Origin of the sequence: Ensifer sp. SSB1 (assembly GCF_016652895.1) — a bacterium.
Taxonomy (GTDB): domain Bacteria; phylum Pseudomonadota; class Alphaproteobacteria; order Rhizobiales; family Rhizobiaceae; genus Ensifer.
In genome coordinates this window covers 1-11895 of the sequence record NZ_JAEPRP010000095.1, presented here as the reverse complement: position 1 = coordinate 11895, position 11895 = coordinate 1, and the positions used below count along the sequence as shown (strand labels likewise).

The 11895-nt window shown below is 63.6% G+C and carries 13 protein-coding genes; 6 read left to right on the top strand and 7 right to left on the bottom strand.

From position 1 onward, the window contains the following. The first annotated feature begins 134 nt into the window (after positions 1 to 134). The 5 genes from nthA (at position 135) to I8N66_RS22190 (ending at position 3811) form a co-directional block, all read left to right on the top strand. Complete coding sequence (gene nthA / locus I8N66_RS22210) at positions 135 to 782, top strand: nitrile hydratase subunit alpha (RefSeq protein ID WP_291157731.1); 648 nt, start codon at positions 135 to 137, stop codon at positions 780 to 782. After that, complete coding sequence (gene nthB, locus I8N66_RS22205) at positions 779 to 1438, top strand: nitrile hydratase subunit beta (RefSeq protein ID WP_291157728.1); 660 nt, start codon at positions 779 to 781, stop codon at positions 1436 to 1438. Before nthA ends, nthB begins: the two co-directional genes overlap by 4 nt. Further along, positions 1425 to 1799 carry a nitrile hydratase accessory protein gene (locus I8N66_RS22200; protein WP_223724873.1) on the top strand — a complete coding sequence of 125 codons (375 nt, stop codon included), beginning with the start codon at positions 1425 to 1427 and terminating at the stop codon, positions 1797 to 1799. The genes nthB and I8N66_RS22200 overlap by 14 nt, the downstream gene beginning before the upstream one ends. A 139-nt stretch (positions 1800 to 1938) precedes the next feature. Next, entirely contained in the window at positions 1939 to 2934 is a 996-nt protein-coding gene (locus I8N66_RS22195; protein ID WP_291157780.1) for a glycosyltransferase family 2 protein, read from the top strand. Between the two features lie 31 nt (positions 2935 to 2965). Then, complete coding sequence (locus I8N66_RS22190; RefSeq protein WP_291157723.1) at positions 2966 to 3811, top strand: glycosyltransferase family 2 protein; 846 nt, start codon at positions 2966 to 2968, stop codon at positions 3809 to 3811. A gap of 37 nt (positions 3812 to 3848) precedes the next feature. On the opposite strand, the gene I8N66_RS22185 is transcribed toward I8N66_RS22190, so the two are convergent. The 4 genes from I8N66_RS22185 to I8N66_RS22170 form a co-directional block, all read right to left on the bottom strand. Then, on the bottom strand, positions 3849 to 4682 hold the full coding sequence (locus I8N66_RS22185) for an anti-sigma factor (RefSeq protein ID WP_291157720.1): 834 nt from the start codon (positions 4680 to 4682) through the stop codon (positions 3849 to 3851). After that, a complete protein-coding gene (locus I8N66_RS22180) occupies positions 4679 to 5233 on the bottom strand; it encodes an RNA polymerase sigma factor (protein WP_113536057.1) in 555 nt (184 codons plus the stop codon). Before I8N66_RS22180 ends, I8N66_RS22185 begins: the two co-directional genes overlap by 4 nt. After that, positions 5217 to 5594, bottom strand: coding sequence for a hypothetical protein (locus tag I8N66_RS22175; RefSeq protein ID WP_291157716.1), 378 nt, complete (start codon positions 5592 to 5594; stop codon positions 5217 to 5219). The genes I8N66_RS22180 and I8N66_RS22175 overlap by 17 nt, the downstream gene beginning before the upstream one ends. A gap of 241 nt (positions 5595 to 5835) precedes the next feature. Then, the gene (locus I8N66_RS22170; RefSeq protein WP_291157713.1) at positions 5836 to 6924 is read right to left on the bottom strand and encodes an AbrB family transcriptional regulator; all 1089 of its coding nucleotides are present in this window, start codon (positions 6922 to 6924) and stop codon (positions 5836 to 5838) included. A 454-nt stretch (positions 6925 to 7378) separates the two neighbouring features. On the opposite strand from I8N66_RS22170, the gene I8N66_RS22165 reads away from it, so the two are divergent. Continuing rightward, the gene (locus I8N66_RS22165; RefSeq protein ID WP_291157777.1) at positions 7379 to 8506 is read left to right on the top strand and encodes an ATP-dependent RecD-like DNA helicase; all 1128 of its coding nucleotides are present in this window, start codon (positions 7379 to 7381) and stop codon (positions 8504 to 8506) included. A 24-nt stretch (positions 8507 to 8530) separates the two neighbouring features. On the opposite strand, the gene I8N66_RS22160 is transcribed toward I8N66_RS22165, so the two are convergent. The 3 genes from I8N66_RS22160 to I8N66_RS22150 all read right to left on the bottom strand — a co-directional run bounded on the left by I8N66_RS22160 (position 8531) and on the right by I8N66_RS22150 (position 11685). After that, positions 8531 to 9205, bottom strand: a complete 675-nt coding sequence (locus I8N66_RS22160) for an MnmC family methyltransferase (protein WP_291157710.1) — start codon at positions 9203 to 9205, stop codon at positions 8531 to 8533. 207 nt (positions 9206 to 9412) lie between these two features. Then, positions 9413 to 10090: a MerR family transcriptional regulator gene (locus tag I8N66_RS22155; RefSeq protein WP_113536053.1), complete on the bottom strand. Its 678-nt coding sequence runs from the start codon at positions 10088 to 10090 to the stop codon at positions 9413 to 9415. Positions 10091 to 10572: 482 nt separating this feature from the next. Continuing rightward, positions 10573 to 11685, bottom strand: coding sequence for a hypothetical protein (locus tag I8N66_RS22150; RefSeq protein WP_365887674.1), 1113 nt, complete (start codon positions 11683 to 11685; stop codon positions 10573 to 10575). Positions 11686 to 11895: the final 210 nt, after the last annotated feature.

Sequence of the window (11895 nt, the reverse complement as noted above, 5' to 3'; positions counted from 1 at the left end):
TGTTACCGTGACAATTGCGGGTACCCGCAGGCGTTGAAATCGATTTCGAATCCGGGGTTTATGCGCTACGACTTTATGAGGAGGCAGCGCCATCTTTGTGCCTGTGATGGCACGGCGTTGTGAGGAGCCAGGCAATGTCCGAACACGATCACGGCCACGACCACCACGATCACGACCATCATCACCACGACAACCATTTCACCGACATGGAAGCGCGGGTGAAGGCGCTGGAAACGGTGCTGACGGAGAAGGGGTTGATCGACCCGGCGGCGATCGATGCGATTGTCGAGACCTATGAGACGAAGGTGGGGCCACGCAACGGGGCACGCGTCGTGGCGAAGGCCTGGGCGGATCCGGATTTCGCCGAACGGCTGAAGCGCGATGCGACGGAGGCGATTGCCAGCCTCGGCTTCACCGGCCGCCAGGGCGAGCACATGCGCGCCGTGTTCAACACCGCTGATACCCACAACCTCGTCGTCTGCACGCTCTGTTCCTGCTATCCTTGGTCCGTGCTCGGGCTGCCGCCGGTCTGGTACAAGGCGCCGCCCTATCGCTCGCGCGCCGTCATCGATCCGCGCGGGGTGCTCCAGGAATTCGGCGTGACCTTGCCGGAAGCGACGCGCATCCGCGTCTGGGATTCGACAGCGGAGCTGCGCTATCTCGTCGTGCCGGAACGGCCGGCCGATACGGACGGGTTCAGCGAGGAAGAACTTGCCGCGCTGGTGACGCGTGACGCGATGATCGGCACGGGCCTGGCGCTTTCCGCGGAGGCGCTTCGATGAACGGTCCCCACGATCTCGGCGGTGCGCATGGCCTCGGCCCGGTGGCGCCGGAAAAGAATGAGCCCTATTTCCATGCCGAATGGGAAAAGCGGGCGCTCGGCGTCACGCTCTCCTGTGGTGCCTTCGGCGCCTGGACGATCGACGAAAGCCGGCATGCGCGCGAAAACCTGCCGCCGGCGACGTATCTTTCGGCGAGCTATTACGAGATCTGGACCCGCGCGCTGGAAACGCTGTTGAAGCGCCACGGCTTCGTGAGCCAGGCCGAACTCGATGGCGGCCACAGGCTGGAGCAGGGCGCGGCGCCCAAGCGGGTGCTGAAGGCCGACATGGTCGCCGGCGTGCTCGCCAAGGGCGGCCCCTGCGATCGGCCGGTGGAAGGGCACCCGCGCTTTGCCGTCGGCGACCAGGTGAAGACGAAGAACTTCAATCCGGAAACGCACACGCGCCTGCCGCGCTACGCCCGGGCCAAGCACGGACGGGTGGAGGCGGTGCAGGGCTTTTTCGTCTTCCCCGACGATAACGCCCATGGCCGCGGCGAGAATCCGCAATGGGTCTATACCGTCGTCTTCGACGGGCCCGAGATCTGGGGTGAGGGCGCCGACCCAACGCTGACGGTCTCGATCGATGCCTGGGAGAGCTACCTTGAACACGTGTAAGGTGACGTCACCGCTCGTCGCCTCGGCCGAGCTGCCGAAATCGCCGGAGGGCGACCCTGTCTTTGCCGAGCCCTGGCAGGCGGCCGCATTTGCCATGACCGTGCGTCTGCACGAAAAGGGCGTCTTTTCCTGGCCGGAATGGGCCGAGGCGCTCTCGGCCGAGCTCTACAAGCCCGGCCGCAAGGCCGATGCCAGCGACTATTACGATTGCTGGGTGGCGGCCCTCTCGCGCCTCGTCACCGAGCTCTCGATCGCCTCCGGCCGCGAGCTCGAGCACCTGACCGAGAGCTGGCAGCGCGCGGCGGAGGCCACGCCGCATGGGCAGCCGATCGTGCTTGCCAACGATCCCGAGCGGGCCTGATTTCAAAGGCGCCGATCCGCTGGACCTGGCAAGTTGATCGCAGACCGTTTTTAACGTAGAGGCTGCTAATCTTAACGATCTGGAGCTCGTCGTGGGCGATACGCAATATCCTTTTCCCTCCATGGAGGCGGCGGCGGAGATGTTCAGGAGAACACCGCTCGAACGCCTCAGCACATGGCTGGAAACGAAAAGGATGGCCCGGCGCGAGAGGAAAAAGAAGCGCCGGCACGAATTGAAGTGCTTGAACGCGCGGGGGCCGGCGACCTTGTCGGCCGACGATATCCCGCTGATGTTCATTACCCACAACGACCTCAAGCTGATGCCGTCGTTCCTGGCGCATTACCGCAAGCTCGGGGTGACGCGCTTCATCTGCATCGATGACGTCTCGGCCGACGGCACGCGCGAATATCTGGTGTCGCAGCCGGACGTCGACGTCTGGTCGTCCACCGTCCGGTTCAAGGAGGCAAGGCGCGGACGCGAATGGCGGGAAACGCTGTTCGAGCGCTATGGCACCGGCCGGTGGTACGTCAATGTCGATTCCGACGAGTATCTCGTCTATGACGGCTATGAGGAACGCGGACTGAAGTGGCTCATTCCGGCGCTGGAGCGCATGGGCGCCCGCCGCATGCTCGCCCCCATGCTCGACATGTACCCGGTCGATCTCGAGCGCGCCGATGTCGAGAATCTGAAGCAGCAGGCGCCCTGGGAGATTGCCGATCACTTCGACTCCACCGGCTACACCATGCACGCGATGAAGCGGGCGTTCAGCGTCAAGGGCGGGCCGCGCCACCGCAAGTTCGGCACGGACCTGGAGATGGTCAAATACCCGCTGATGTTCTGGGACGGCGAATGCTGCTTCGGCCCCAGCATCCATCAACCCTTGCCCTATGACCGGAATTTTCCGGCCGCCATGGGCGTGCTGCTGCATTTCAAGTTCTTTGCCGATTATGCTGAGGTTGTCGATGCGGCGGCCGCAGGCGGGCAGTATTTCAATACGTCTGCCGTCTATGTGACGATCAAGGAGAGCATCGCAAGCGCCGGCGGCCTGCAGTTGACGTCGGATGTCTCGGTGCGCTTCACCGGATCGAAGCAATTGCTGGATCTCGGATTTATAACGCGGCTTGAGCGCGCCTGAGGCGCTGCTCGGCAAATGGTTTGGAGTGAGAATGGAGAAGGCGAAACTCGTCGTTCTGTTTCCGGTCTTCAATGGTGCGAAGACGCTGGAAAAATGCCTGCAGTGCATTGCGGACCAGGATTTCAGGGATTTCCGCGCCATCATCGTCGAAAACAAGTCGACCGATGGCTCGCTGGAAATCGCCAGGGCCTTCGCGGCGAAGGATCCTCGTTTCGAGGTGATCGAGAACGAGGTGCATCTGAAGGCTGACGAGAACTTCCTCAAGTGCTTCCGCCTCGGTACCGAGCTTGGCGAATATTTCTGCCTCAGGGCTTGCGACGACTTTTCGACGCTCGACTACCTGTCGCGCCTCGTCGCCGCGCTGGACGCGGACAAGACCAAGCTGCTCGGGGTCTCTGACGTCCGGCGGTTCAACGACGGCAAGGGCCGCCTTGCCAGCCCCAATCGCGACGTCTTCAATTTTGCCCAGCGCGTGCGGGACGGGAAGCTCCCGCGCAATCTGAGCTATCCGTCCGAATGGGTGTACGGCATCTATCGCTCGCAAGGCAGCCTGGAGATCCTGCTCCGGCGCTATGCGGAGTTCAGCTACCCCTGGACCGGCGCCTCCTATATCGTCACGGAGTTCGTGGTGCGCGATCTCGTTGCCTATGTGGAAGGCCCCGAATTTCACTTCATCGAGGGCTCAGGGTCGGTGCAGCGCTATGGTGCAAAGACCTTCCGGGAAAAGTTCTCGCAGCGCTGGGAGTATACGGTCGGCTGCTACCGGCTGAAGGACAAGCTGCCGCCGATGTCGCCGTGGACGAAGTTCCTGCTGTTCCGCATGTTCTGGAACGACGCGCGTCGCAAGACCCGCTACAAGCTGCTCGGCTTTTTCTGAGCGGGCCGGAACGCGCCTGAGGCGGCACGCCGCCGTCTTAGCTTCCTGTCGCCTCGTTCTTGTCGAACTGACGGTAGCATTCGTCAGCCACCTGCTGCAGCAGATTGCGCGGCACCTCGCCGGTGACGGCGTAGCCGATCGGGCCGTCGATCCAGTAGAAGGTTTCGACGCCTTCGGAGCTGTCGATGCGGAAACTGGTTTCGCGGTTGTCGTCGTTGCGGCCGAGAAGAACGGTCAGCCTGCGCCCGGTGCCATCCTCATACATGAACATCGCGCCCGCCTTGCCGTTGACCGGCAGCAGCCGGCCGCCGACCAGCGAGAAGCCGAGCGAGGAGAGGTCGGGGATCGTCAGCGGATGGTCGAGGCGTTTTCCGAGCCAGGTGGCAAGATGGCTCTGATCGTCGGCGCCGACTTCGACGGCGTGGCGTACTTCGCTGGCATAGACCAGGAAGGCCGATTGCGCCTGTCGCGGCAGGCTGTCGGCGGTCTCGACCGATCGGTCGGCGCCATCAGCGGAAATCAGGGACGGCGCGTAGAGGCCGGTAAGCCCGCCGGCGGCAAAGAGGGCGAGACCGGCGGCGATGGCGCGCAGACGGCCGGCGGCGGATCGGGTGTCCTTGCTCGGAAGCGCCTGCGAAGGGTCGTTGCTGCTGCTTGAAAGCAAGGCGCGGTCGCGTGCGTCGCTGCGGGCGTAACCGCCGAAGAGCGAACGAAGGTCTACCGCCTGCGCCTGCCATTGCCGGACTTCTTCGGCGCGAGTGGGGTTGCGCTCCAGCCATTGCTCGATCCGTTCGCGTTCCTGTGGGGTCGCGAACCCGTCGACATAGGCGTGCAGGTCGTCTTCGGAGACGGTGTTGAGATCTTCCGTCATTTCGGTCTCCGCATGCTGATCACATTGTCGTCCTTCATGGCTTCGGCAAGCTGGCGTCGGGCGCGTGACAGCCGCGACATCACGGTGCCGATCGGAATGGCCATCATTTCGGCCACGTCCTGGTAGCGGTATCCTTCGATCACCACGAGCATCAGCACTGAACGGTTATCCGAGGAAAGGCCGTTCAGCGCCCGTTCGAGCCTGGAGCGTTCGAGCGGATCGCTTTCGCGGTTCTCCGCCTCCAGCCCCAGATCTTCATCCAGTGCGACCTGCGGGTGCATGGCAAGGTAGCGGTGCCGGTTGCGCCCGAGATTGGTCATGATGGTGAAGGCCCAGGCGCGCAGGTTGACGCCGCGCCACTGCGCGCGGCGCGCCAGCACCTTCTCCACGCAGTCCTGCAGCAGGTCCTCGCCATCCGGGTCCGAGCGCACGAGGCTGCGCGCATAGCGCCTCAGCGCCGGCACCAGGGCCAGCACATCCTCCTCGAACCGGTCGGATGCGGGGCCGTCGGCCCCCGCATCCGCATTTCCGCCGTTACGGCTTGGCGACATTCCATTCGCCCTTCTTCATGCCGTCACCGGCAATGTCACCCATCTTCTTGTCCTTGACGAAGAAATAGAGCGGCATTCCATCCTTGGCCCATTGCTTCTTGCCGTCCTTGCGCTCGACGAGCGTATAGGCGCCGTCCGCCTTGGCGCTGGCTTCCGCCAGGAACGGCGGCCAGTTCTTGGCGCAGGCGTCGTAGCAACTGGACTTGCCACCATGGTCGTCCTTGTAGGTATAGAGCGTCATGCCGTTTTCGTCGGCCAGCACCTTGCCTTTGGCCGATTCAACTTCCTTGACCGGCGGCGCGGCAAAGACCGTGACAGTGGCGGCAAGCAGCATGGCGATCGTCAGTGGAAACGTTCTCATGGCAATTGTCCTTCCTCAAGATGATTTTCCTATCCGGAAACGGCCGAATGCCTCCTCGTTCCGCTTCCGTGAGAGCCGCATGGTGCAGATCCAGCCGTAAGACACGGTGCGTGGCGGATTTATTCCCGGAGAACTGGTGAAAAGGCGAGAGGAGGGGAATGCTGCCGGAAAACCACGATCGGCGGCGGTGCCCCCGGTGTTTCAAACCCAGGAGGGGCGTGCAAGCCCCAATCGGCGCGCCTCAGGCGCGATCGGCGACGAAGCGGGCAAGCGCCGGGCCGATCATGGTAATGATCAGCAGGCGGGCGGTCTGCAGCGCCATGACGAAGGACAGATCGACGTTGCTGGAAGCGGCAATGACCGCGATCGAGTCCAATCCGCCGGGGCTGGTGGCGAGATAGGCGGTGAGCGGATCGATGCCGACGACCTTGATCAGGAGTAGGGCGAGAAGCCCGGAAAAGGAGATCAGCACGATGATCGAGATGACCGTCGGCACCAGAGCGCGGCGCGCGTGGACGAGGATCTGCCGGGTGAAGCCGAGGCCGATGTTCCAGCCGAGCAGGGCATAACAGAGGCCCAGCAGCCACTGCGGCAGCACCGTGGTCATCACGCCGCTGACGTTCAGCGCCGCGCCGATGAGGAAGGGCAGCAGGAAGGCGCCGGCGGGCACGCGCAGGAAGCGGCCGGCCAGTGCTGCCCCCAGCCCGACGGCGATGGTTTCAAGGAAAGGCAGACCCGCGACCGGCGCGAACCAATGGGTGGTCTGTTCGGCCTCGGTGCTGGTGACCCACATATGCGCCACCACGGTCGCGGTGCTGGCGACGAAGACGACGCGCAGATATTGCATGAAGGCGACGAGGCGGGCATCGGCGCCATAGGCATCCGCCATCAGGAGCATGGTCGAGGCGGCACCCGCCGAAGAGCCCCAGATCGCGGTCGTGCCCGGCAGGATGCGCATGCGGGTGATCACCCAGCCGCACAGCGTGCTGACGGCGATGACCGACAGGACGACGGCGAGGAACAGCGGCCAGTTGCCGGAGAAGGTGACGAGCATGCCCGGGGTCACAGCGCCGGCGATCATCATCGCCAGGATGAACTGCACGCAGAAGAAGAGCTGGCGCGGCAGGCGGATCGTGCCGCCGTTGAGACCGACGAGAACGGCTGCGAGCATCGGCCCCATCAAGAGGCCGGCGGGAATGCCGATGAATTCGAAGCAGGTGGCAAAGACGAGGGACACGACCGAGAGCAGGCACCATTGCAGCCACGGCGCCAGCCGTCCGATGCCGACCTTTTCCGGAGAGGCGGCGGCTTTGGGCTTGTCGGTCGTCACAGGCATTCTCCGGCGTGGCCCCGAAAGGCGGGAGCGGCCATCGGTGGCCGGCCTCAGCGGGCTTCGAGCAATGGTGATCACGACAGCGCCACGCTAAAGCGGCGGGATCGCGGCGCCATCACGCCTTGCTCGTTAGCAACAATGCGGCGTTGCATTCAAGGGGCAAGGCAAGAAAGTGCCACAGCGATCGTCGGCCGCAAGTGGGGGTGGCGATGCTGCTGCTCCAGCTGCAGAGGCTCGTGGCCGCGTAGCGAAGCCCGGTGATGAGAAAAAAACGTGAACAAAGGATCTTCGGCGTGAGCGAGGCGATAACTGCAATTACGCGGAAAACCATTGATTTCACGCGGAAAAATCCCACGAGAACGGGAGACATCCTCAAAACCGCCGCCAGGTGGCCTGGATGGCCGACAAATCCGGGCTTGCTTGTGCCGCCCGAATCCTGACACTCAGCCTCATGCAATTTGCACCGCAACAGGATGAGGCCCTCAAGGCCGTTTCGCAGTGGCTGAAAGAGGGCCGCTCGCCGCTGTTCCGGCTGTTCGGCTATGCCGGCACCGGCAAGACGACGCTTGCGCGCTATTTCGCCGAGCATGTCGACGGCGAGGTGCTGTTTGCCGCCTTCACCGGCAAGGCCGCGCAGGTGCTGCGCTCCAAGGGCGCCAGCAACGCCAAGACCATTCATTCGCTGATCTATCGTCCGCGCGGCGAAGAGGAGGTTTCCGACGAGGAGACCGGCAAGACCTCGATCGCGCCGATGTTTTCGATCAACCGCCAGAGCCCGGTTGCCAAGGCGGCGCTGATCATCGTCGATGAATGCTCGATGGTGGACGAGGCACTCGGCAAGGACCTGATGAGCTTCGGCACGCCGATCCTGGTGCTCGGCGACCCCGGCCAGTTGCCGCCGGTTTCGGGCGGCGGCTACTTCACCAATCAGGATCCGGACTACCTGCTGACGGACATTCACCGCCAGGCGCGCGACAATCCGATCATCCAGCTCGCCATGCAGGTGCGCGAAGGCAAGGAGATCATGCATGGCGACTACGGCACCACGCATGTGATCGGTCGCGGCCAGGTCAACCAGGAACTGGTGCTCGAAGCCGACCAGGTGCTGGTCGGCACCAACAAGACCCGCCGGCGCTACAACCAGCGTCTGCGCGAGCTCAAGGGCTTCACCAGCGACTACCCGCAATCCGGCGACAAGCTCGTCTGCCTCAGGAACGACCCGGCCAAGGGCCTGCTCAACGGCTCGCTGTGGCAGGTGATGAGTTCCTCGAAGGAGACGGTGAAGCCGGGCATCAACCTGATGATCCGCCCGGAAGACGACGACATGGACCGGGGGGCTGCCAAGATCAAGCTGTTGAAGGCCGCCTTCGAGGATGTCGAGGGGGAGATCCCCTGGACGACGCGCAAGCGCTACGACGAGTTCGACTACGGCTATGCGCTGACGGTGCACAAGGCGCAGGGCTCGCAGTGGAACAATGTCGTGCTGTTCGACGAAAGCTGGGCCTTCCGCGATACGCGCGAGCGCTGGCTCTATACCGCGATCACCCGCGCGGCGGAGCGGCTGACCATCGTTCGCTGACGGCTGTTACGGGGAAGGGCTGCTTCAGCGTTTGGTCGCCATCCACAACACGTGGCGGGCACCGCCACGTTTGCCGTTGGCGCGCACATTCACCTCGTCCGTGGCAAAGCCGACTTCGCGCAGACGGCGGGTGAAGGCGCTGTCGGGCGCGGACGACCAGACCGAAAGCACGCCATTCGGGCGCAGCGCGGCCTGGGCGGCGCGAAGGCCGGTATGGCTGTAGAGGCTGTCGTTGGAGGCGCGCGTCAGGCCGTCCGGGCCGTTGTCGACATCGAGCAGGATGGCATCGTAGGCAGCCTTCTTCGAGCGGATCAGGGCGCCGACATCGCCGATATGGATATCGACCCGGGGATCGTCGAGCGTGCCCTTGTGGAGTTCGGCCATCGGCCCACGTGCCCAGTCGACCACGGCCGGCACGAGTTCGGCGACGGTCACCCGGGCATCATCCGGCAGCACGCCGAGGGCTGCCCTGAGCGTGAACCCCATGCCGAGCCCGCCGATCAGCATGCTCATGTTTTTCCGGCCGGCGATCCGTTCGTAGGCGAGCGTCGCCAGCGCCTCTTCCGAACCGCTCAGCCGGCTGTTCATCAGTTCGGTCGAACCGAGCATGATCGAAAATTCCTGGCCGCGCTGCTTCAGGCGCAACTCGTCTCCGTCACCGGGAATGGTTGCGCGGTCTAGCTGGATCCAGGGAAGCATCGGGATATCTCACTTGTGTCGTTTCAGCGCCTCGTAACATGAGCGTGCCGTTGAAGACATCCCATTGTGGCCGTTCCCGAGAGAATCGCGACCCAACCGGCCGCGCGACCGGCCACCAGGAGGAACCTTGGCCGGCCTGCGAACCGCGCTGCGGCGCGGTGCCACGACGCGGTTGGGCGAGGCGTCGACCGCTGAAAGCCGCTTCGGCTACTCCGCCGAGATCATGCCGGCGATCACGGCCTTGGCGATTGCCTGGAAGCGGTTGTTGGCGCCGAACTTGCGGATGATGCCGGCTTCGAGCGTGAGGGCGGCCGCGACATCCATCTCCATCAGGCGGGCGATGCGCGGGGCCGGATAGCCTTCGGCCATGAAGGTCAGGCATTCGCTCTCGATCGGAGACAGGTGGACATGATCATCATCGTCCGCCTCGGGGCCGCTGCCATCGCCGCTTTCGAGCAATTCGGTGATGCGCTGCATCTGGCGGCGAAGGTTCGCCTGCTGGGCCGCCAGTTCCCGGCGTCGCGCCAGGAGCGCCTCGCGAAACAACCGGTCGGCGTCCGCCTGATCCTCGGTCGCGGCAAGGCCGGTCAAAAGCTCCAGGATGGCGGCGATCGGCATGTCGATCTCACGACAGGCGTTGATGACGGCCATGCGGCGGATGTGTTCTTCGTTATAGATGCGCATCGGGCCCATACGGGCGGCGGTCAGAAGTCCCTTCTCCTCGTAAAAGTGCAGGGTGCGATGGGTGACGCCGAAGGCATCGGCCATGTCGGCAATCGCCAGCGGCGTCGTCGGGTCGTGGTGGGGAAGGGGAAGAATGGGCAGGAAGCCGCCGCGGTCAGGCGCGGCCAGCATGCCTTCGTATTTCCAGTGATCTCGCGGCATATCGATTGTCCCCGGTCTACAGGCCGCGCCTATCCAGCGCGTTGTCTCTGTAACGTTTGATTTTCCGCATATTTTGCCTGGATCGAGACCGACCCAGGGAGGCGCAGTCCACGTCCGGAAGCGGCGGCAATCACCGGGTTTCTCATAGGTGCGGATCCTTGTCCGCGTGCTGAGCCACTCGTTGACCGACAACGACAGTGCCTGCTGCTCGGCTGGGGCATCCCGCGTGGACGACGCGGCGTTACTCTGGACTTCGATGCTTGCCTGACGAGCAACCAGGCATCCATTCCCAACGCATGCGTGCACCGTATACGCGAATCGAATACATGACCAGTCTTTAATATTGTAGGCTGACGACCGCTCCCCGAATGGCCGAACCGTGGCCGTTGCCCGTCGTCGATGATCCGGAAAACATGCATCAATTCATGGTGTTACGGTGAAAATGCCGCGTCCTCGAAGACGCGGCCCGCGGGCTGACAAGGTCAGTGCCCGATTACCTTGAGCGGACTGTTGGAGCTCAGGATGAACAGCGGCTCGTCTCCGCGCAGCGGCGACAGTTGCTGCTGGCAGGACCAGGCCGCCTCGAAGGCATCACGCGTCAGGTGCTTGCGATAGCGCTGGGTGGCGGCCATGCAGCCCATCAGCGGACTTTCGATCTGCTCCTGGCGGGCGTGCTGGTAGATCTCGCCGTCGAGCGAAAACAGTTCCGACGCCAGCGACATGCTTTCGTAAAGCAGGTCCGGCTCCGATTCCAGCCGCTTCCAGGTGATGAAATCCTGACGCAGGGGCACGTTCTCGCCATCATGAGAGAGAGTGACGCGGATACCCTGTGCCGGCGCATCGTACCAGGTCACCTGCACGGTGAAGGAGAGGGCGGAATTTCGCGATACGGGGCGACCGGTGTCGCCATCGGTGGCGCGGGCCAGCGTCTTGTGGCGCTGGGCCGCAAGGCGAAGCGCCGTGGCAAAAGACTTGGCATCGTCATTTTCGGCGCCGGCTATCGTCACCTGCACCGAGGGCAGTACCCGCTCGGTCGCGTGGCGCGCGTTGAAGAGCTTTGCCTGCGCGTCGATGTCCAGCGTCATTTCCTGCGAGGGCATGGGCGCGAAAAGGAGGAGCGGCAGCACGGTCAGCACCGAAAGCGGCGAGGAGAACGGCGCCGGCGGCCAGGCGGGCCGGTGCCCGGCGAAGCGTCGCTTCGTCGGCTTCGGCTGTCGGGGCGACGCGGCGGCCTGATGCTCTTCCTCGTTGCGGGCGCGCTGGTACTCCGGAACATAGGTGCACTTGGGAATGGCGATCAGCCATTCGTCATCGGCCCCGTCGCCCTCGAAGAAGGCCTTGAGCAGCTTGCGCAGTTTACCGGCGTGCACGCGCACCAGCGGGTCGCTGTCGGCGTTGAAAGCCTGGGGGCGGTCGAAGACGTCGATCGCGATCGAGTATCCCTTGAGCTGATGGCCTTCGCCGGCCATCTCCTTCTCAACCACATAGGCGAGGAAGGCTCTGAGACGTTCTGAGCGCGCGAAAGCCTTGCTTTCGAGGATACGGCGGAGCGCCCGCCGAATCGTCTCGTCGCAGGGTCTTTCGACCGTCATCATCGGTTCTTGCTCCAGGGTCATATGAATTAAAATCTATGAAATGCGATCGCGGCACGGGCTGGGCCATTCGATCTGATTCGGAAAGTTAAGCCCAAAAAAGGTGGTTGTCAGGGGTAGTAGACGCCAAGTTTGAGTTTTTTCTGAAATAAACCTGAAAATTGCGCCTGTTCGTCCTGTGGCAGATGGTAGCGGAAGCCCACACGGCCATTT